Origin of the sequence: Arthrobacter sp. NQ7 (assembly GCF_029581595.2) — a bacterium.
Taxonomy (GTDB): Bacteria; Actinomycetota; Actinomycetes; order Actinomycetales; family Micrococcaceae; genus Arthrobacter; species Arthrobacter phenanthrenivorans_B.
Genome location: NZ_JARFXU020000010.1, coordinates 77,795 through 97,035, shown reverse-complemented (window position 1 = coordinate 97,035; position 19,241 = coordinate 77,795). Strand labels below are relative to the sequence as shown.

General features: G+C 64.3%; 22 protein-coding genes and 1 pseudogene. 6 read left to right on the top strand and 17 right to left on the bottom strand.

The genetic code is table 11. The features are described from left to right. The first annotated feature begins 250 nt into the window (after positions 1-250). Entirely contained in the window at positions 251-1,345 is a 1,095-nt protein-coding gene (locus PUN71_RS12450; RefSeq protein WP_277798665.1) for an ATP-binding protein, read from the top strand. A gap of 210 nt (positions 1,346-1,555) precedes the next feature. Here PUN71_RS12450 and PUN71_RS12445 read toward each other — a convergent pair whose 3' ends face one another. Continuing rightward, positions 1,556-1,837, bottom strand: coding sequence for a hypothetical protein (locus PUN71_RS12445; RefSeq protein WP_277798664.1), 282 nt, complete (start codon positions 1,835-1,837; stop codon positions 1,556-1,558). 248 nt (positions 1,838-2,085) lie between these two features. Here PUN71_RS12445 and PUN71_RS12440 point away from each other — a divergent pair, with 248 nt between their 5' ends. Next, a complete protein-coding gene (locus PUN71_RS12440) occupies positions 2,086-2,229 on the top strand; it encodes a hypothetical protein (RefSeq protein ID WP_277798663.1) in 144 nt (47 codons plus the stop codon). Positions 2,230-2,367: 138 nt separating this feature from the next. Here the strand turns inward: PUN71_RS12440 and PUN71_RS12435 are convergent, their stop codons facing one another. From PUN71_RS12435 to PUN71_RS12370, 14 genes are all read right to left on the bottom strand, one after another. Next, positions 2,368-3,120 (bottom strand): DUF427 domain-containing protein, encoded by a 753-nt coding sequence (locus tag PUN71_RS12435; RefSeq protein WP_277798662.1) that lies wholly within the window; start codon positions 3,118-3,120, stop codon positions 2,368-2,370. A 251-nt stretch (positions 3,121-3,371) separates the two neighbouring features. Next, positions 3,372-3,698 (bottom strand): thioredoxin, encoded by a 327-nt coding sequence (gene trxA, locus PUN71_RS12430; RefSeq protein WP_277798661.1) that lies wholly within the window; start codon positions 3,696-3,698, stop codon positions 3,372-3,374. A gap of 61 nt (positions 3,699-3,759) precedes the next feature. Beyond that, on the bottom strand, positions 3,760-4,308 hold the full coding sequence (locus PUN71_RS12425; RefSeq protein ID WP_277798660.1) for a carboxymuconolactone decarboxylase family protein: 549 nt from the start codon (positions 4,306-4,308) through the stop codon (positions 3,760-3,762). Positions 4,309-4,405: 97 nt separating this feature from the next. Further along, complete coding sequence (locus tag PUN71_RS12420; RefSeq protein ID WP_277798659.1) at positions 4,406-4,696, bottom strand: antibiotic biosynthesis monooxygenase family protein; 291 nt, start codon at positions 4,694-4,696, stop codon at positions 4,406-4,408. A gap of 242 nt (positions 4,697-4,938) precedes the next feature. Further along, positions 4,939-5,931 (bottom strand): L-histidine N(alpha)-methyltransferase, encoded by a 993-nt coding sequence (egtD, locus tag PUN71_RS12415; RefSeq protein ID WP_277798658.1) that lies wholly within the window; start codon positions 5,929-5,931, stop codon positions 4,939-4,941. Next, positions 5,928-6,686 (bottom strand): ergothioneine biosynthesis protein EgtC, encoded by a 759-nt coding sequence (gene egtC / locus PUN71_RS12410; RefSeq protein ID WP_277798657.1) that lies wholly within the window; start codon positions 6,684-6,686, stop codon positions 5,928-5,930. Before egtC ends, egtD begins: the two co-directional genes overlap by 4 nt. A 2-nt stretch (positions 6,687-6,688) precedes the next feature. Continuing rightward, on the bottom strand, positions 6,689-8,047 hold the full coding sequence (egtB, locus tag PUN71_RS12405; RefSeq protein WP_277798656.1) for an ergothioneine biosynthesis protein EgtB: 1,359 nt from the start codon (positions 8,045-8,047) through the stop codon (positions 6,689-6,691). Beyond that, a complete protein-coding gene (egtA, locus tag PUN71_RS12400; protein ID WP_277798655.1) occupies positions 8,044-9,417 on the bottom strand; it encodes an ergothioneine biosynthesis glutamate--cysteine ligase EgtA in 1,374 nt (457 codons plus the stop codon). Before egtA ends, egtB begins: the two co-directional genes overlap by 4 nt. 204 nt (positions 9,418-9,621) lie before the next feature. After that, entirely contained in the window at positions 9,622-9,939 is a 318-nt protein-coding gene (locus PUN71_RS12395) for an NIPSNAP family protein (protein WP_277798654.1), read from the bottom strand. A 72-nt stretch (positions 9,940-10,011) separates the two neighbouring features. Beyond that, positions 10,012-10,953, bottom strand: coding sequence for an ABC transporter substrate-binding protein (locus PUN71_RS12390; protein WP_277798653.1), 942 nt, complete (start codon positions 10,951-10,953; stop codon positions 10,012-10,014). A gap of 129 nt (positions 10,954-11,082) precedes the next feature. After that, on the bottom strand, positions 11,083-11,631 hold the full coding sequence (locus PUN71_RS12385) for a carboxymuconolactone decarboxylase family protein (RefSeq protein ID WP_277798652.1): 549 nt from the start codon (positions 11,629-11,631) through the stop codon (positions 11,083-11,085). A gap of 216 nt (positions 11,632-11,847) precedes the next feature. Then, positions 11,848-12,204, bottom strand: a complete 357-nt coding sequence (locus tag PUN71_RS12380; protein ID WP_277798651.1) for a DUF427 domain-containing protein — start codon at positions 12,202-12,204, stop codon at positions 11,848-11,850. Then, entirely contained in the window at positions 12,201-12,995 is a 795-nt protein-coding gene (locus PUN71_RS12375) for a Crp/Fnr family transcriptional regulator (RefSeq protein ID WP_277798650.1), read from the bottom strand. Before PUN71_RS12375 ends, PUN71_RS12380 begins: the two co-directional genes overlap by 4 nt. After that, positions 12,992-13,450, bottom strand: coding sequence for a hypothetical protein (locus PUN71_RS12370; protein WP_277798649.1), 459 nt, complete (start codon positions 13,448-13,450; stop codon positions 12,992-12,994). Before PUN71_RS12370 ends, PUN71_RS12375 begins: the two co-directional genes overlap by 4 nt. A 685-nt stretch (positions 13,451-14,135) precedes the next feature. Here PUN71_RS12370 and PUN71_RS12365 point away from each other — a divergent pair. Continuing rightward, complete coding sequence (locus tag PUN71_RS12365) at positions 14,136-14,336, top strand: YegP family protein (RefSeq protein ID WP_277798648.1); 201 nt, start codon at positions 14,136-14,138, stop codon at positions 14,334-14,336. Between the two features lie 16 nt (positions 14,337-14,352). On the opposite strand, the gene PUN71_RS12360 is transcribed toward PUN71_RS12365, so the two are convergent. Beyond that, on the bottom strand, positions 14,353-15,723 hold the full coding sequence (locus PUN71_RS12360; protein WP_277798647.1) for an FAD-dependent oxidoreductase: 1,371 nt from the start codon (positions 15,721-15,723) through the stop codon (positions 14,353-14,355). A gap of 125 nt (positions 15,724-15,848) precedes the next feature. Here PUN71_RS12360 and PUN71_RS12355 point away from each other — a divergent pair, with 125 nt between their 5' ends. Beyond that, complete coding sequence (locus PUN71_RS12355; protein WP_277798646.1) at positions 15,849-16,583, top strand: mycothiol-dependent nitroreductase Rv2466c family protein; 735 nt, start codon at positions 15,849-15,851, stop codon at positions 16,581-16,583. A 51-nt stretch (positions 16,584-16,634) separates the two neighbouring features. Further along, a pseudogene (locus PUN71_RS23170) lies at positions 16,635-17,800 on the top strand (aminotransferase class V-fold PLP-dependent enzyme). Positions 17,801-17,811: 11 nt separating this feature from the next. Here PUN71_RS23170 and PUN71_RS12340 read toward each other — a convergent pair. Then, positions 17,812-18,624 (bottom strand): alpha/beta fold hydrolase, encoded by an 813-nt coding sequence (locus PUN71_RS12340; protein WP_277798644.1) that lies wholly within the window; start codon positions 18,622-18,624, stop codon positions 17,812-17,814. Between the two features lie 117 nt (positions 18,625-18,741). Here PUN71_RS12340 and PUN71_RS12335 point away from each other — a divergent pair, with 117 nt between their 5' ends. Then, positions 18,742-19,149, top strand: coding sequence for a DUF427 domain-containing protein (locus PUN71_RS12335; protein ID WP_277798643.1), 408 nt, complete (start codon positions 18,742-18,744; stop codon positions 19,147-19,149). Positions 19,150-19,241 lie beyond the last annotated feature (92 nt).

Sequence of the window (19,241 nt, the reverse complement as noted above, 5' to 3'; positions counted from 1 at the left end):
ATGATTCTCGAGCTTGCTCAAACCGGATTCCTTTCCCCACTGTCAGGGTGAGATCCGAGAAGAGCATGAGCGCATTGTCTAGAAACCGGAAGTCCGCCACATTCTGATGCCACGCCTAGGCAAGCGGCATCTGGACGCACAAGACGTTCCTCCTGCAGCGACACGGTTAAAGTGGTCATCTTGAACGACGCCCGAAGCGTAGACTCACAGGTGCTCACAAGACTCACAGAGACTCACAGGAGGTTTTGCGGTGAGGAATCCTTTCCGTCCGACGGCGGGCGCCACTCCCCCGGAACTGATAGGACGCGAGGGCATGCTCGACGAGTTCGAGTACGGCCTGCAGCTCGGCTCGGGGGCACCTGGATTGCTGACCATCATCACCGGTGCCCGAGGAATCGGCAAGACCGCCCTGCTGAGCGCAGCCCAGGATAAAGCACGTGAGCAAGGGTGGATCGTCATCTCCGAAACCGCCACGCGCGGCTTCGTCGGGAGGATCGGCGAGACCATGCGGCTTCGTGTGGAGGAACTCGGCTCCGGCCCCAGCAGCCGGAGAATCACCGCCCTGGGTGCGGCAGGCTTCACCGTGACCACGCAGCTGCCGCCCGAGCGCCAGGTCGATTGGCGACGGTTGGGCGGACAGCTACTGAGCCTGCTCGCGGAGAAAAGGACCGGGCTGCTCTTTACCGTTGATGAGATCCACTCGGCGGACCGCACGGAACTGTCCCAGCTTGCCGCGGACGTCCAGCATTTCATCCGGGACGGCCTCCCGATAGGTCTGATCTTCGCCGGACTTCCGGCAGCGGTGCCGGACCTGTTGAACGAGGGAGTCGCCACCTTCCTCCGCCGGGCGGACCGAATCGATCTCCATGCCGCCGCCGTCAAAGAAGTCGAGCGCTCCTTCACCCACACTTTCGCCCAGGCCGGAATCAAGATCAGCGACGAAGGGATCCGGCACGCGGCACAGGCAACCGGGGGCTACCCCTTCCTGATCCAACTCATCGGCTACCAGCTCTGGCGTCAAGCCGAAATCAACGACCTTGCCCTCGAAGAGGACAACGTCACCCAAGCGATCAGTGCTGCCACCAGGCGACACGAAATGACAGTTATTGAAGCCGCCCTCTCCACGGCCTCGGAGAAGGACAAAGACTTCCTCCATGCCATGGCACAAGACGAGGGGCCTGTTGCCGCCGGCGACATCGGAAAAAGGCTCAATGCCAAGAGCAACGTCGTAGCAAACTACCGGGCTCGGCTCATCGCCGCCGGACTTATCGAAGCGCCGGCATACGGCAAGGTCGACTTCGCCATCCCGGGCCTTCGCGAGTACCTCCGCAAAATACGAACGTAGCCCTCCCCTACCCAGCAAAGAGTACGCCGGCCAACCCGACAGAATCTTCACTATCGGCCTTCAAATTTGGCCGGGGGAGAGGTCCACAGAGGGCCGGTTTCGCTTGCGGATCAGGTCCTGTGTGATGGGTGGCGCGCGTATCCCGTGGCAGCGTTGCAGCCAGAACTGGACTCTGTTTGCTGCCCTTCGGGTCTGGTTCCAAGGGTGAAGTTAGAGCGCACCGAACTTTTTACGCAGCCCCTCGAGCTTTTCATCGAGCGTGATCAGGTTCAGTTCCAACACCATGATGTCGCTATTGAGTGGCTCGAATCCGATTTCACTCCAAACGCTACTGAGTTTGGACTCGGCTCTCTTCCTCGCCAGCCCTTCTGAATCGTCCATGGGAGCCGGGTAAGTCGCAACGAAGCCGACTCCCGGGCTCAGGGTATTGATGACTTCAGCGGCGAACCAGCGGCCAATACCTCTCCCCCTAGACCCTTTTGCAATCTGCACCCTATTGAGGATAAGAAAATCCTGGCAAGGTTCCGCGGCCCGGGGGACAGTTCCTCAGGCTCAGCCGACTCTACTATTGCCTGTGGAGCCGCCAAAGGGACGCTACGCCACCTGCAGGTGACCCCGGCCATGAAGGATCCTTCGTGGGGACGGGCACGACCCGTGTCTGTGCTGCCCGGGAACGTCAGTAGCGTTGGTGCGGCCGCGGACCATGATGATTTACAAAGGGCACCCTAAAAGGATTAGCAGTGGGCTTCTATCGCCGCCGTTACCGGATCGAGCAGCGGTTCCAGCTGTCCTGGGAGAAGTGGAATGCTTGTCCCGAGGTCGCGCTTGTCTATCGCATGGACCAGCACCTGGTGGACGTACTGCAGGTCAGCCAACATCCATGACCGCAGTCGTTCATCGGTTGCCGCCTCCGCCGCCCGGATGTATCTTTGCGCCCTGGATGGTGGCAGGAACTGCCGCCAGGAACGCCATCGCGCTCCGGTAGTAGTGGCTTTTCCCCTGTCCCGTTCAGTTGGAGGCGTTCAGCCGAGGTTATGTATGTCCGTGCGTTTGTCATAGAAGGCGATGAGGCCTTTGATCGGGTTCGCGTCAGGAAGGGGTTCCTCGTAACTCCACGCGATGTTCCTGCCCTTGGGGCCGGCATTGCGGACCGACCAGTAGGAGGCGTGACCCTTGTACGGGCAAATGCTCTGCCTGTCCGAGGGCTCCAGGAGTGAGAAGTCCACGTCGGAGCGGGGGAAGTAGGCCCGGACCGGCAGCATCGTCTCGTATACCAGGACAGGTTGCTGCGCCTCAGCGATGACCCGGCCTTCGAACTCAACTTTCATCCGTTGTCCCGAGGCGCGCGCATCTACGCGGTGAAACGGGTCCCTCGGGTGGCCGTCGACTGGTTCCTCGTCTTCGCGCCAACGGTCAAAAGCACCGTATTCGAGCAGCACATAGGCGGACAGCTCAGGATCATCGGCGACGAAGGCGGCGGCCGGGAGTTCGCCCCCCGGGGTCCTGAGCGTGAATTCCTGCCCGGCGCCATGGCCTCGGTGGAAGGCCGAACCGCGGCGGGAATTTTCGGCCGCCACGGGCAGCAGCTCAGCGGTGATGTCAGCGGCGGGAACGGCATAGACCGGCACAAGGGTCCCGGCTTCCCAGACGAGCACCGTACGTCGGGAGTCCACGATGAGATCGCCCAACGCCTCACCGCGGATTCTCTTCGCTGTCGGTTCATACCGCAGATGCTCGCGGAGCGTGCTGATCTGGTCCTGCATTCGAAGTGCCATGGTCATCTTTGTCCTTTCCGGCACGGCGGACACCGTGTCCCTCCTCCGCCCGTTGGGGCCAACGTAGCCCACGGCCCCGGAGCCGGTCTGTGATCTGCATTGCAGAGGAGGACTCCGGGGTCTGGTCGTGCCGGGTCCGCGTCCCGGATGGACCTGGAGACGCTGTCCGCTGAGGTGCGAGGACAGGGAACCCCGGGGAAGCGCCTGTCGCCTCCCCGGGGGTTCCTTATTCATCGGCCCGCTTTTACGGTTTACTGCAGGTATTCGGAGAATTCTTTTTCGAAGAATTGTTTCGGGCGTGCTCCGATAACCCAAGCCTTCTGTTCGCCGTCTTTGAACAGATACACGGATGGTATTGATGTGATTCCGTATCTGCTGGACGTTTCAGGATTCTCGTCCACGTTTACTTTGACGACATCGATTTTATCACCGTATTCCTCGGCGAGTTCTTCGAGGATCGGGGATAGTTTGGTACAAGGGCCGCACCACTCGGCCCAGAAGTCCACTACGGTGGGTTTCGAGGCGCCCAGAACGTCGGTATTAAACGTGGCGTCGGTGACTTCCCTGGTTTTGCCCATGGTTCCTTTCCTTTCCTTCGGTGTGCCGCTGGGGAGGGAGCGAATGCCCCCTTCCCACGGCTCAGGCAGCGATTTCAGGGGCCGCGGGCAGGTCCAGGTCGGTGCGGGCGTAGTGGTTGAAGTAGTTGGTGAAGAGATTCTCCGCGATGTAGGCGAAGGCCTCAGCAAGCTGCTCGGTGGTCCAGCCCGCGTCCACCGCCGCTTGCCAGACGGGGTCCGAGACGTATCCGGTGTTGGCTGCCGCTTCACGGGCGACAGCGGTGATAGCTTCCAGCTTGGGATCGAAGTCGACTTCGCCCGAGCGTACGGCGAGGATCTGGTCTTCGCTGAGTCCCGCGGCCCGGCCCGAAAGGGTGTGCGCCGACTGGCAGTACCCGCAGTCGTTCTGGTTCCCCACGGCCAGTGCGATGGCTTCCTTGGTGCGGGCATCGAAAGTCCCGTGCTCGGCAATTGCGGCAGAGAATCCGTCATAGGCGCCGATCACGGCCGGGGAGGAAGCCATTCCCGCGTGGATGTTAAGCAGTTTGCCGATTTTCTTCTTCAGTTTGCCGGCAATTTCACGTGAGCCCTGGGGTGCAGTCTCAACGGTTTGGACGGGAATGCGTGGCATGTTTTTCCTCTTTCGCTTCGCTACTATTTGCGGGTGATTTATTACGGCCCGCACAGGGTGTTAATGCGCTGGGGCCTGGAATAATTCCCGGCGGTTCTCAGAGCGTTGTTTCCTCGAAATGAATCAGGTCTGATGATGCGACATAGGGGCCGATCGCTTCACGTACCTGGCGGCTCTGCTCGGTCCCCGGGAAGCGCTCTGTGTGATCAGCCAGCGTGTCCCACCCGACGCGCAGGAGGTAAACCCCGGGCCGGTCGGCGCTGCGGTGGAGGGCTACGCTTTGGCATCCGGGGGCGTGCAGCAGGGCCTCACGAACGGAGGGGTAGGCGCTCTCAAAACCCTCGTCCATGCCCTCGTGGACAGTGAAGTGTGCGTGTTCAAAAACCATGGTTCAGTACTCCTCCTTGAGCCCGGCGCTTCCGGGCCCGTTGCTTGGCTGGCTGTTATTCAAGAAGCGGCATCGTCATCAGCTGGTGGGCCCGGTCCGGGAACGCCCCGATGGGTGACGGGCCGGCAGAATGCCGTGCTGTGGGGGGACCGCCGGGGTGGTGTTGCCATCCCATCCTTATCCTTCCCCTTAGGGGAAGGTCAAGGCTGGTGAGGCCTCCGTGCGGTGGCCGGACCGGGTGCTTACAGGGCCTGCCCGAGGGTCAAGGCGAAGCGTTCCTGGGGGTCTGTCCATTGGCCTGCCAGGGTAAAGCCTGCCCCGGCGAGTTCGGCTGCCACGGCTTGGGGACGGAATTTCGCTGATATTTCGGTGCGCAGTTCCTCGCCTTCTTCGAAGTGGATGTCTATGCCTGCCCCGGGCAGCCGCACGAACATGGGATGTTTGGCGCGCAGGCGCATCTCGATCCATTCGTTCTCGGCGTTCCAGAGGGCCACATGTTCGAAGGCATCGACATCGAAATCCGCGTCCAGGCTGTTGTTCAGGACCCGCAGGACGTTGCGGTTGAATTCTGCCGTGACCCCGGCGGAATCGTCGTAGGCCGGGACCAGCACCGAGGGGGCTTTCACCAGGTCGGTGCCAAGCAGCAGTGAGCCGCCTCCACTGCCCAGCAGTTCGCGGACCTTGGCCAGGAACGCTGCCCGTTGATGTGGTTCGAAGTTTCCGATGGTGCCCCCCAGAAACGCGACGAGCCGGTGTCCGTGCCGGGGCAGGAGGTGCAGCTGTGTTTCGAAGTCCGCGAGCAGCGCATGTTGTTCAAGGTCCGGGAAGATGGCCGCCAGCCCGTCCCGGGCGCCGGCCAGGGCCGTGTCGCTGACGTCTACAGCAACGTAGCGTTCCAGGTGTCCGGTGTCGAGCAGTGCCTGGAGCAGCAGCGGTGTTTTCCGGGACGATCCTGACCCCAGTTCGATCAGGGTGCCGGCCGGGACAGCGGCAGCGATGTGCGCTGCGTGCTCTTGAAGGGCTTCGCGTTCAGCCCGGGAAGGATAGTACTCGGGCAGTTCGGTGATGCGGTCGAAGAGTTCGCTGCCAACCTCGTCGTAGAACCACTTCGGCGGAAGGGTACGTGGGCGGCTGCCCAGACCGGCCCGCACGTCCGCACGCAGTGTCCGGGCCAGATGGTCCTGGGGCAGGTGGCGGATGATCGTGTCCATGCTGTCGGCTGATCCCGTTGTCATGCGCTGTCCTTCCATGGCGCCGGGAGGGGACGCAGCGCGACCTCTCCGCCGGCGGCGGTCAGTATGGTGTTTCCGGGCACGCTGCGCCAGCCGGGCCCGTCGTCGAAGGGTTCGCTGGCCACGGCCACCCCGTCCGGCCCGGCCCGCCAGAAGAGGGTGTCTCCACAGGCGGTCGCGGCAATCCGGTGACCGTCGGTGAGCAGGAAGTTATACCTGCCTCCTGCCGCCGCGGATGCGTCCGCCGCGGTCTGGCCCAGCGCGTTCCCGGGTTCCTCGCCGCGCTCAAGCCGTTCCAGGACCAGCGCCCAGAGCAACGCCGAATCCACGGGCGCTTCCATCTCCAGCAGCCTTGATGCCGGGAGGCCGGCGGCGAGGTGTTTGACGCTGCCCGGCCAGCCGTTGACGCGGCCGTTGTGGCTGAAAAGCCAGGGCCCGGAGCTGAAGGGAGCTGCGGCAGATTCATCCGGGGCCATCGTTTCCGTGGCAGAACGCACCGCGGCCAGGATGCAGTGGCTGCGGCTCACCCGTGCCACGTCCGCGAAGGAACGGTCGGCCCAGATCGGCACCGCCCGCCGGTAGCGGGCGGGTACGACGTCGTCCTCCGCGTACCAGCCGGCCCCGAAGCCGTCGGCGTTGATGGTGCCATACTGCTGCTGACGCGGTGCCCAGGATTGCCGGAACAACCCGAACGCCGGCGCGATGAGCAGGTCGGCCAGGGACAGGGAGTTGCCGAGGTAGGCGATGTGGCGGCACATCCCTACCCTCTTTCGTCCGGGCTGGCGTCCCTGGCGGTGCGGAAGCCGGAGAAGATCTGGCGCCGGATCGGGTAGTCCCAGTTACGGAAGGTTCCCCGGCAGGCCGCCGCGTCCGTAGCCCAGGAACCACCACGCAGTACCTTGTACTCGGTCCCGAAGAAAACGTCGCTGTATTCCGGGTAGGGGAAAGCGCGGAAGCCCGGGTAAGGGCGGAAATCACTGGCAACCCATTCCCACACATCCCCGATGAGCTGACGCGCACCGGTTGCCGAGGCTCCTGCCGGGTAGGAGCCCGCCACTGCGGGCCGGAGCGTCTTCCCACCCAGGTTCGCCTGGCCCGGCGTGGGGTCCCCATCCCCCCAGGGATAGCGGTGCGACCGGCCGCTGCCCGGATCCCACCTGGCGGCTTTCTCCCACTCCGCTTCGGTGGGCAATCGGCGCCCGGACCACCGGGCGTAGGCCTCGGCCTCATACCAGCACACGTGCTGCACAGGTTCGGCATCAGGAACCGGTTCGAAGACACCGAAGCGGCGCCGGTACCACCCCTGGCCGTCGCGCACCCAATACAAGGGAGCTTCCAACCCGGCCGCCATCCGGTGCTGCCACCCTGGCCCGGACCACCATTGCGGATCCTGGTACCCGCCGGCGTCGATAAACCGGCGGTACGCACCATTGGTGACAGGGACGGTGTCGATCCAGAACGCCGGCAGGTCCACCTGGTGCGCCGGGCGCTCGTTATCGAGGGCCCAGGGCTCCAACGATGTCCCCATCGTGAAGGGCCCGGCGGGTACCGGCACTTCGTGCGGGAGATGCTCTGCAGAGGAAGGCCCGATCCCGGCCGCGAACGGGCCGGGTGCCAGGACCGGGGGGCCTTCCCTGAGCTGGTGCGTGGCGAGCATCGTCTCATCGTGCTGGTGCTCGTGCTGGATGATCATGCCGAAGGCGAACCCGTTCTCGATCAGCGCCGAACCTTCCAGCACCGACTGTTCGAGCACGTCCAGCGCTTTGTCCCGGACTTCGCCGATGTACTGGCGCGAGTGCTCCGGTGACAGCAGCGGCAACGATGGACGGGAACTGCGCGGGTGCTCAAAGGCGTCATACATCCGGTCGATGTCAGGGCGCAAAGCCTCCCGGCCGCCGACGTCGCGCACGAGCCAGAGTTCCTCCTGGCTGCCCACATGGGCCAGATCCCACACCAGCGGAGACATCAGAGGCGAGTGCTGTTTTACCAGCTCGGCGTCATCGCAGGATGTCAGCGCGTGGGTTCTGGCCCGGACCTTCTCCAAAGCACCGGCAATGCAGGCCCGGAGCAGGTCCGGCGAACCGGCCGCGGCAGATACTGGTTCACTGGATGCGTTCATGACTGCTCCTGACTGGAGGGAAGGAAAAAACTGCCCGTTCTGTGCCAATGATCGAGCCGCTCATCAGCCGGAGACCGGCCGCGCAGGGTGTACTTTTCAAGGAATCCACCCACCCGGTCGATTGTGGCCCGGTCGGCCCCGAACCGGGGCAGCGCGGCCAGTACCGCGTCGGCACAAGCCCGTGCCGCAGCCGCCAGCATGGGATTCTCCAGGCCGTCCCGGGCCGCACCCTCAGCGATCCCGGCCCTGCCCTCCAACGCTGCGCATGCCACATCGGCGGCCTCCGCCGCCTGCGGATCTTCCATCAGCGCTGTGACCACCGCGGTGGCGGCCTCCCAGTCGGCCCCTTCCTGGGCGTCGATGACCCGCAGTTCCAGGTATCCCCGGGGCCGCACCGGCGGGAACAAGGTGGTCAAGTGGTATTCCAGGTCCCCCATGGTCACCGGCCTGGGTCCGCGACCGTTGAGCCAGTCGCGCATTGTGAGCCCGCGGGGTGCGTCCCAGTCCGCTCCTGCCGACCGGATGCACAGAACGTTCGCCTCCAGGGCATAACGTGCCCACGCCAACGCCGGATCAGACTCCCGGGCCGGGCCCGTGACAGGGGTGGTCCGCGTCGGGTCGATCGCAGCCCACACCCTGTGCCGCGTACTTTTCCATCCACTGGGAGCCCGGTGCCGGAACGGGGAATTAGCGAACATGGCCACGAGAACCGGTGCTAGCCGGTGCAGCCGGTTCCACCGTTCGACGGCGCTTTGGGGTCCCTCCCCGGGGTGGCCTGCTTCCACGGAGATCTGTACGGCGGCCGTCGAACACATCATGACAAGCCCTTCGCGGCCGGCCCGGTCGAAGTGCCGTTCCATCGCCGCATACCGCGGATGGTCCAGAGAACGGGTCGGCGCACGCAAAGGATCAAGAGCCAACGGGCCTGGATAAAGTCCATCGGCGGCCAGGAGATCATTTACCGTCCGGTAATCCGCCCGGGTTGCTGCCAGCAGTGAGGCCAAGTCCGCCGCACAGGCCGAACTGATCTCCACCTGCCCGCCGGGTTCGAAACTGATGACCCCTCCCCCGGGCAGCAACCCGCCCGCCGGTGCCAGGGCCGACCGGACCCTCCCGGCAGTGACAGGCAAGCCGGGATCGTGCCGGTCATGGACAACCTGCTCAATCTCCACCCCCACAGGACCGGGAGGGCCTGTTTTGAAACACACCGACGCCACATACGTCTCCGCGTCCGCCACCGACAAGGTCCGGCAACGCTCCGGTACCCGCGCCGCCGTGGACCAACCGGGGCCGGTCTGTGCTTCGGCGTCCCGGGCGGGAACGGGCCTGCCGGTCACGGACGCCCCTGCCGCCGTTGTGTCTCTGGTCATTTCAGCCCGCCGGTCCGGGGCGGGGCGTTTACTTCTTTGCCGACCGCCGTGTTGGAGGTGCTGTCTCCGCCGGCAGCTGCGGCAGTGCGCACCGTTACCGGCCGGGGACGTCGCATCATGATGGTTCCCTTTCTCTGTGGATTCTTTTGCCTGCCGGGTTGTTGTCTCTGGGCCCGCGCCTCGGCCGGGCCGACCGGGGGTGGTTCAGGGCTGAAGCGGCGAAAAATCAACCGCTTCCAGGAACACCGACTCGATGCGGGTCACCAATTCCCCGTGGCGCACTGATTCGGTCTTCGCTTTTACCCACTCGGGGTCCGCGCTGAACTGCGCCCAGTTTTCCGCGGGTGTCCCCTGATGCCGGAGCAGGTACACGAGGGTATCGGCGTCCGCGACCGGTACCCAGTAGCCGAGGCTGAGCATTCCGTGGCGTTCCAGCAGCGCGACCGTGTGATCGCGAAATCGTTGCAGCAGATCCTCCATCCTGCCGGGAGCCGAGGTGTAAGTGCGCAGTTCAAACGTCATCGCATCGTCCTTGTTCGTTGTTCTTGCCGGCGAATCCCGCCGGTTCCCACGCTCAATGCCTGGTGCAGGTGTTTACTGGATGAGGCCTTTGTCTTTGAGCCATGCGGCGGCCGCGTCTTCCGGGTTTTGTTTGCTGCTGCCGGAGACCTGGTCGTTGAGCTTGACCAAGTCCCCGGTGGTCAGGGAGGCGGAGACCTTGTTCAGTACCTCGGCGGCTTTACTGTCGACTCTGTCGGTGCGGACCAGAGGCACGACCTGCTGGGCGGCGAAGTTGTTCGCCGGGTCCTCCAGCGTGAGCAGGTGGTTCTGGGCGATCAGCGGGGAGGTGGTGAACACGTCAGCTGCCTGGATCTTGTCATCAAGAAGTGCCTTCACAGTGACCGGGCCCCCGCCGTCGCTGAAGGGCAGGAACTGCCCCGGCACGCACCCATATTTGGCCTTCAGCCCGGGGAGGCCTTGAGGGCGTCCCTGCGCTTCGGGGGGCATGCCGAGCGTGATTTTGTCGCAGACCTTTCCCAGGTCTGCGAGGGTTTTAAGGCCGTATTTGGCGGCGGTGGCTTCGGTGACGACGATGGAATCCTTGTCCTCGGCCGTGGAGGCGTTCAGAACCTTCAACCCTTGGGGGAGCTTTCCTGGCAGGTCCTTCATCACATCTTCCGCGCTGACGGCGGTGGCGTTCTTGTCCACGTATCGCAGCAGGTTCCCGCTGTAGTCCGGGACCAGGTCGATGGATCCGTCCTGGAGCGCCCTGACATACACCTCACGCGATCCGATGTTCGGTTTGGTCGAGGCACTGATGCCGGCCGCGTTCAGGGCTCCGGAATAGATGTCGGCCAGGATCTGGCTCTCCGGGAAGTTCGCCGATCCCACGACCAGCGGGGCGCCCGTCCCCGGGCTGCCCGAGGACGGCTTTGCCAACGGTTCGGCTCCCGAACTGCAGGCGCCCAGTCCCAGGGTGAGGGCGGCGCCGGCAGCCAACGCCGCCAGACGGGAGGGTTTGAACGGGAATCCCATGGTGTTCCTTTCGGGCGCGGCGACGCTGGGGCCGCTTCTGGTGATCGTGGATGCGTGGCCGTTTCCGGGACCCGCCGGACCGAATGCAACGGGAAGTAGCCGGCACTGCAGAATTCAGTCCTTCAGGGTTCAGTCGTTCAGGGGAGCCGCTGCCGGGAGGTCCAGGTCCGTGCGGGCGTAGTGGTTGAAGTAGTTGGTGAAGAGGTTCGCAGCGATGTGGGCGAAGGCTTCGGCCAGTTCGGTTGCCGTCCAGCCTGCCTCCAGAGCGGCCTCCCATAGAGCGTCAGAGACGTCGCCGGTGTTGGCTGCGGCTGCCCGGGCCACCTCGGTGATGGTCTGGAGTTTGGCGTCGAAATCGATCTCCCCGGCCCGGATGGCGAGGATTTGATCGTCCGTGAATCCGGCTTTGCGGCCGGAGAGCGTATGGGCGGCCTGGCAGTAATCACATCCGTTCTGGTTCCCGACGGCCAGGGCGATGGCTTCCTTGGTCCGCGCATCGAAGCTCCCGTTCTCAGCGATGGCCTTGGCCATGCTGTGGTAGGCCGCGATCACCACGGGTGAATGGGCCATCGCCGCGTGGATGTTCAGGAGTTTTCCCATGCGTTTTTCCAGATTGCCGGCGATCTCCTTTGACTCCTTGGGGGCGGAGGCAACAGTGTGAACAGGAATACGGGCCATTGTGGTTCCTTCTGTGAACTTATTGGCTACCGCCGTTGTCCGGCAGCTGCCTTGCTTGCTTGTTTCCGGATACTACGCACCCTGGCGTTTGTCTTGCAGCCGGACTCGCCCGGATGCAGCAAATCCGTGTGGAGCATTCCCCAAGACCCCTGGACCGCGCGGCGGCGGGCCGTCACGGGATCCTTCAGTGAGCGCACCTGGCGCATCCCGTGGGCCTTAGGGGCTGCCCGGCCGGCCTGGCTGTTCTTGAACGAGGATGCCCGTTCCGGTGTCGAAAGCGACCATGTTCCTGATCCTCCACGCCAGCGGTGACGGTAGAGGGTAGGCCCAGGCTGCGTTGGTGATCCGGTGTCCTCCTGCCTGGACGTGGTAGTAGCGCGCTATGCCTTTCCAGTAGCACAGCGTGCGCAGCCAGCTCTTTTCCAGTGCGTCTTCGTCCACGGTTTCGCGGGGGAAGTAGTGGTTTCCTTCCAGGAACACCGTTCGCTCAGCCCGGGCCAGGACCGTCCCTGCGTAGGTTGCGGTGACCGTCGTGGGCATCGGGGCGGACCCGCCTGGTTTCGTACCTGTCATTGGGTGCTCCGGGCCATGGTCCTCAACGCCGCCGTGTCCTGAAGGCTGATCCTTCCCCTGCCCTGCCTGATGATCCCTTGGGCGGACATGTCTGCAAGGATCCGGCTGGTCGCTTCCCGGGTCGCCCCGAGCAGCCCGGCGATTTGCTCGTGGGTCAGCCGGATCTGCCGTCCATGGCTGAACCGTCCTGTCGGGGCGGTTTCAGCGAGGCCAAGGAGGGTGGAGGCGACGCGGGCAGCCAACGGCCGCAGGGCCAGATCCGTGAGGCGTTCCTCGAGTCGGGCTACCTGTTCGCCAAGAAGACGTGAGATGCGGATCGCGATCCGCGGGTCCGAGAGCAGGAAATGCTCGACATCGATCGAGTCAAGCCGGCAGATCGCCGAGTCCTCAATCGCTTCGGCGTAATTGTCATACATTTGCTGGCCCACCAGTGTCATCTCCCCGAACACCGCACCGGGTTCCAGAATTGCCATGGTCATGGCCTTGCCGTCCTCGGCGACCCGGAAGATGCGGACCCGTCCGGTCTTGAGGATGAACAGTGCCGTCACGGGTTGCGCTTGGCTGAACACCAGTTCCCCCCGGTGGAACATCCGGGCCGGGGCCATCAGGTCCATCGCCTGGATTTCAGCCACGCTGAGATCGGCGAACAGGTCCACCTCGTTCAGGCAGCTGAATCCGTGCGAGGAATCGAAACCCGGGCTCAGTGGAGAAACCTCCCGCTGGTCCGGGGACCAGGGACGGCGCTGACCTGTCAGGGCAGCGGCCACGTCCTCACCGCACTCTTCGTTCATGCCCGTCCCTTCAGGATCCGTACCGCGACAAGTGCCAGGATCACGCCGTACATCATGTGTCCCATCAACGACAGCATCACCGTCAGGTTAAACGTGAACAACGGCATACCCAGCATCATCGGCATGATCAGCAACGGGCCGATGATCCACAGCACGACCCCGTAGACCAGGCCAGTGAGGGTGCCCCGGCCGTAGGAGGTCAGGAACCGGGTGGCGAAGAACAGCGTCAACACCAGGCCGTAAACAATGGAGATCATCAGGTGGATCCCGAAACCGACCCAGGGCGACTGCGAACCCATCATCGAAGCAATGGTGACCAGCATGCCCATCATGGCCATGAGTATCCCGAACACGATGCCGCCGGCCAAACCGCCGGTGAGACCGGCAGTAACCCGCCGTCCCAGAGGGGTCGAAACCGCCGACGGGCGGTGTGCTGCGCTGGATGAAGTGGACATCGGAAGTCCTGCCTTTCCTTGAAGAAATTATTGCCTACCACTGAAACGTAGAGGCCCTCGCGCAATGATTCTGTGAACCAGCGCACAGAACGCCAGACCAAAAAGAAAAGCGGGCTGGTGCTCGAAGACAGGAACCGGCGGGACTTTGCGGAAAGTGGAATTGGCGGGGAGCGGTCCGGGCGCCTTCATCGCCGGGCCCCATCCCCGCCTGGCGTGCAGCACGGCCAAACCCCATCGGCTCCATCTGCTGGGAATAAGCAACAGGCATGGACCGGGTCGTTCCCCGGCCTGCATGCGCAGTTCGCGGAAGAGCCTCCTTAACAACGGGAGCCGGCCGCATGACAGTGCCGGCCAGTCTCGCGATTGACCCTCAGGAGCCCCTGGAGGTCCTCGTGACAGCCAAAAACCCGCCACGCACAAACGAAATAAGGGAGGCAGCAGACCAGGGATCCAAGCAGGGACAAGGACGACGTCATCACCAAAGGACCTCTACTGGCCGGTATCACATTCCGCGCGTAGGTTTATCGGCAGGCATGTGTCCGGCCTCACAGCTTTAGCTGTTATGGGGGCGCACGCCTTCACAGGACCATCGGGGCGGCAGCCCAGCGCCGTGTTGGCGCCCCGATGCGGAAGCGTCGACGGCGACGTGGCGGGGGCCTTCGTCGGGAGGAGAAGAATGGCAGGCATGTTCGAACTCTTCAATGATGAAGAGTCGGGCTTCAGATTCAGAATCACAGCTCCCGACGGGACGGTGATGGCCGTTTCCCGTTCTTTTCCGGACAAACCCTCAGCGGTTGCGGGAATCAAGGCGGTCCGGGAGTACGCCGGAATGGGTCACATCGCGGATCTGTGCCGGAAGTTACCGGGCACACCTACGTTCAGCTGACCCGGCAGGCGGCCCGCTACCTGGTGGCGGCGACTTTGTCCCAGGCTTTCCGGGCCGCGATGAGCACCGGATCCCACAAGGGTGAGAACGGGGGCGCGTAGGCGAGGTCCATGTTGATCAGTTCCTCCACTGTGGTCCCGTGCCAGAGCGCGACCGAGAGGACGTCAATGCGCTTCGCGGCGCCTTCTTCCCCGACGATCTGGGCCCCGAGCAGCCGGCCGCTGCCGCGCTCGGCTATCAGTTTTGTACGGATCGGCCGGGCCCCGGGGTAGTACCCGGCGCGGGTCGTGGATTCAACGACGGCGCAGACGGGCTCAAGGCCGGCATCGCGGGCCTCCCACTCCCCCAGCCCTGTGCGGGCGACTTCCGTGCTGCAGATCTTCATGGCTGCCGTTCCGACGACCCCCGGGAAGGTTGCGTAACCGCCGCCGATATTGATCCCTGCGGTGCGGCCTTCCTTGTTCGCGTACGTGCCCAGTGGAAGCCGGACAGGCCGGCGGGAGATGCGGTGGAACTTCTCCACGCAGTCCCCTGCCGCCCACACCCCCTCCGCGCTTGCCCGCATCCGGCCATCGACCGCTATGGCACCGGAGGGGCCAAGCCGGATTCCGGCGTCCAGGGCCAGGGCGGTGTTGGGCTGCACACCCAGGCCAAGGACCACCACATCAGCGGGTATGCTCCCCTGACCGGTAAGAACGGCGGACACGCGGCCAGCGCGCGTTTCAAACCCGGTGACTGATTCACCAAGGACGATGGTCATTCCGAAACCTCGGACCGCGTCAGTGACCAGACCAGCCATGTCCGGGTCCAGGGCCGGCAGCATCGGCCCGGCTCCTCGCCCGACTATGGTGACCTCAAGCCCCCAGGCGCACATCGCCTCCGCCAGTTCCAGCCCGATGTAGCCGGCGCCCACGATGACAGCACGGCGCGGCTGCCTCTCAAGGGCCGCGCGGAGCACGAGACCGTCATCGAGAGTCTGGACCCCGTAGATGCCCTCGGCATCGATCCCGGGCAAGGAAGGGCGGACAGGGCTAGCCCCGGTTCCAATCATCAACTGGTCAAAACCTTCCCAGGCTTCGCCGCCCGTGTCGAGGTTGCGGACCAGTACCGCGCGGCGGTCCAGGTCGATACGGCGCACCTCGTGCCGAATGCGGGCGTCGATATGGTGCTTGCGGGAAAACTCCTCCGGCGTCCGCGCAATCAGGCTCTCAGCGTCGGCCACGTCCCTCCCAATGAAGTACGGGATGCCGCAGGCCGAGTAGGAGGTATGGTTGCCGCGTTCGAACGCCACGATCTCCAAGTCCTCGGGACCACGGCCCCGGCGGGCGGCGGACGCCGCGCTCATCCCGGCCGCGTCGCCACCGATCACGACCAAACGTTCCCTCATTGCCGTCCCCGTTCCATGCGTCCACTATGCCCCACCTGCGACGGAACACCGCATATCAGGAATGCTTCAGCGCCTGCAGGAGTTGTGCTGTGAAAGCATCCCTGAAGTCCCAGGACAGGAGAACCATGAGCGAGGCCAACATCAACTTCTATTTCGATCCGGTATGTCCGTTTGCCTGGATGACCAGTAAATGGGTCCGGATGGTGATGGAAGAGCGCGACTACACGGTCCAGTGGCGGTTCATTTCTTTGCGTCTGCTCAACGCCTCGGTCGATTACGACGCCCAGTTCCCGGAGGGTTACGAGGCCGGCCACACCGCAGGCCTGAGATTGCTGCGGGTGGCCTCCAAGGCCCGCTCCGAGCACGGGCCCGAGTCCGTTGATGCCCTCTATGCCCGCCTGGGTGCGAACATCTTCGATTCCGTGGAGGACGATAATCTTGTGGGCCCCGACGGACTCGACCGCCGCGGAACAAAGGCTTTCCTCGAGCCGATCCTCACCGAAGCGGGACTGCCAACGTCGCTGGCGGATGCCCTCGAGGATGCGTCCCTGGACGCAGGGATCCAGGCAGAGACAAACGAGGCCCTGTCACTGACAGGCAAGGACGTGGGGACCCCCATCATCCATTTCGAACCACCCCGCGGGGTGGCCTTCTTCGGCCCGGTGATCAGCCGGCTGCCGGCCAGGGCCGACGCCGCCGGGCTGTGGGACCACGTTGTGGGCCTGGCCCGGTTCCCCGGATTCGCCGAGCTCAAGCGCAGCCTGCGCGAACGGCCACAGCTGCGCAGTTTCGGCCTCACCGGTGAAGAAACCGGGCTGACAGAGGACTGGCACGGCGGCAGCCGCCGTGCCAGGAAATAGACCCCGAAAGGACCGGGCAACGCCCACGCACTCGTTTGGCATGATGGGGCCATGCCACTGAACATCGATGCGCTGCGCGCAGACACCCTCGGCGCCGGGACCGTCACCCACCTGAACAATGCCGGCAGCTCGTTGATGCCTCAGCCGGTGACGGCCGCCGTCGTGGGCCACCTGCGGAGGGAAGAACAGGTCGGCGGGTATGAAGCTGCCGCGGAAGCCGCCGCCGGTCTGGAAGACGTGTACTCATCCATCGCAAGCCTGGTGGGAGGACATCCGGATGAGATCGCACTCATGGAAAGCGGGACGACGGCGTGGGCCCTCGCGGTAGCCCTCCTGCCCGTGCACGGACGGCGCATCCTGGTCGCGCGCACCGAGTACCGCAGTAACATCCTGGTCCTGATCCAGCTCGCGACGCGGCTTGGGCTCAAACTCGCGGTTCTGGAGGAGGACACCCACGGCAACATCAACCTGGCGCACCTTCGCCGGGAACTGGTCCGCGGCGACGTCGCCCTCGTAGCGCTCACGCACGTCCCGATGACAGGTGGCCTGGTCAACCCGGCGCCGGCTGCCGGCCGGCTCTGCGCCGACGCCGGGGTGCCGTTTATCCTGGACGCCTGCAATCAGTGGGGCAACTGCCCCTGGATGTGGCCCAACTGTCGTGTGACATCCTCATTGGAACCGGCAGAAAATTCCTCCGCGGTCCGCGCGGTACCGCATTCGCTTACGTACGGGCCAGTGTCCTGGAGCAGGCCGCCGCAGCGCCCCGTTCCCGGCTGCCGCTGCTCCGGGACAACGGAGAAGAGAGGCTGCAGGCGCGGCTCCTGGAAAGCAGGGAGGCGAGCATGGCCCTGCGTATCGGCCTCGGCCGCGCAGTCGACTACGCCCTGGACCTCGGCATCCACCCGATCAGGGAACGGGTTTTGCCGCTCGCGCAGACCCTGCGGTCCCACCTGGCCGACCTCCCCCGGGTCCGGGTCCACGGGCAGGAACATCCCGGCAGCGGCATCGTGACATTCTCAGTGCCCGGCAAAACGGCCCGGCAGGTCAAGGAACACCTCGCCCGTCAACACATCAACGTCTCCACCGTGGCACTGCCACCTTCCGGCACGGACGACCTGCTGCCCCTGACAGCGGCCACCCCCACGGCCGTCCGCGCATCGGTGCACTACTACAACACCGAAGAGGAAATCCAGCAACTCATATCGGCCCTGCGCTGAGACCTGATGCGCTAGGAACCGGACAGGAGGGAGTTGATGGCAGCAGCGACCGTTTCAGGGTGGTCTTCGGGGGTGAAGTGCCTGCCCTGAGGGATCCTGGTGAGGTCGCAGCCGAGTTCCTCGGCCAGACGTTCACCGTACTGGACCTGCTGGAACCTGTCTGCTTCGCCCCACACCACCCGCGCCGGAAGTCCGAGTGCGTGCAGCTGCCCGGAAACGTTGTCCGTGTCGTGCGGGGTGAGCGGAACCACCTGGCGCATCAGTGCCCGCGATGCTCCATGGGTGACATAGGGCGCCCAGTGCTCCCCTATCGATTCGAGAGCCACCTGTGGATTGTCGTGGCCGCGGTGGAGCAGTTGAACCAGCATGGGGTAGATCAGGGTCGCGGGAAGTCTGGCCAGAAAAGGTGCCATGCGCTGCATGATTTTCACGCTGGGGATCGGCCAGGAATCGTAGGCAACAGAGTTGGTCAGCATCAGCCCGGCGAAGGCATCCGGCTGCCTGACGGCCGCGATCTGAGCTACTCCCCCGCCCAGGTCGTGGCCGGCCAGTACCGGTTTCGCGTCGAGTGCCAGGGAGCCCAACCACTCAAGAAGGTAGCCTGCCTGCGCCGAAAGGCTGAGATCATCCCGCGACCCACGCGGGATGCTTGAGCCGTAGCCTGGCATCTCCCATGCCAGGCTTCGGCCCTGAACCAGCGGCATGACGTGGCGCCAGAGGCGCGGCGAGGTGGGGATGCCGTGGACAAGGATGACCGGAGCGCCGGTGCCGTGTTCGGCCCACCTTCCATATTCGTTCTCCCGCAACGGCTGCCGTTCAGTCATGTCCGTCTCCTTGAGCTTGCGTGCATCATGGCCTAACCACGGTAGCCCGCACCGCCGCCCCCTGTCTGCAGGGAGATAACTTCACCCCTCGGCCCTAATGTGCTCCAGGTTGCAGACGTGCGCCATCAGCTCCGGCTACCGTCGGGGACACGGCGCAAGCAGCAGTTGGTGAACCGGGCTTTGACTTCCTCAACGCACGGGCGGGCGCAATTCGAATGTGAAAACTCGGAGGATGAAGACATGGTCAAGGCAGTCTGGAACGGAAAAGTCATCGCCGAATCCGAAGACACCGTGGTGGTGGAGGGCAATCACTATTTTCCACGCGACGCGGTGAATCCGGTGTACCTGAAAGAGAGCGACATGCATTCCGTGTGCCCCTGGAAGGGGCAGGCGGCGTACTACAGCCTCGACGTTGACGGCAAAGTCAACGAGGATGCCGCCTGGTACTACAGTGAACCCAAAAAGCGGGCGCAGCCCATCAAGGACCGCATCGCCTTCTGGCGCGGCGTCAGGATTGAAGGATAAAACCCGGGGGTGAGCCAGGTGCGGGCCGAGGCCGGACCTGGTTTTCCCCGGCGCCGCGGCAGGAAGAAACAGCGAACAGTCTCCTTGACCTT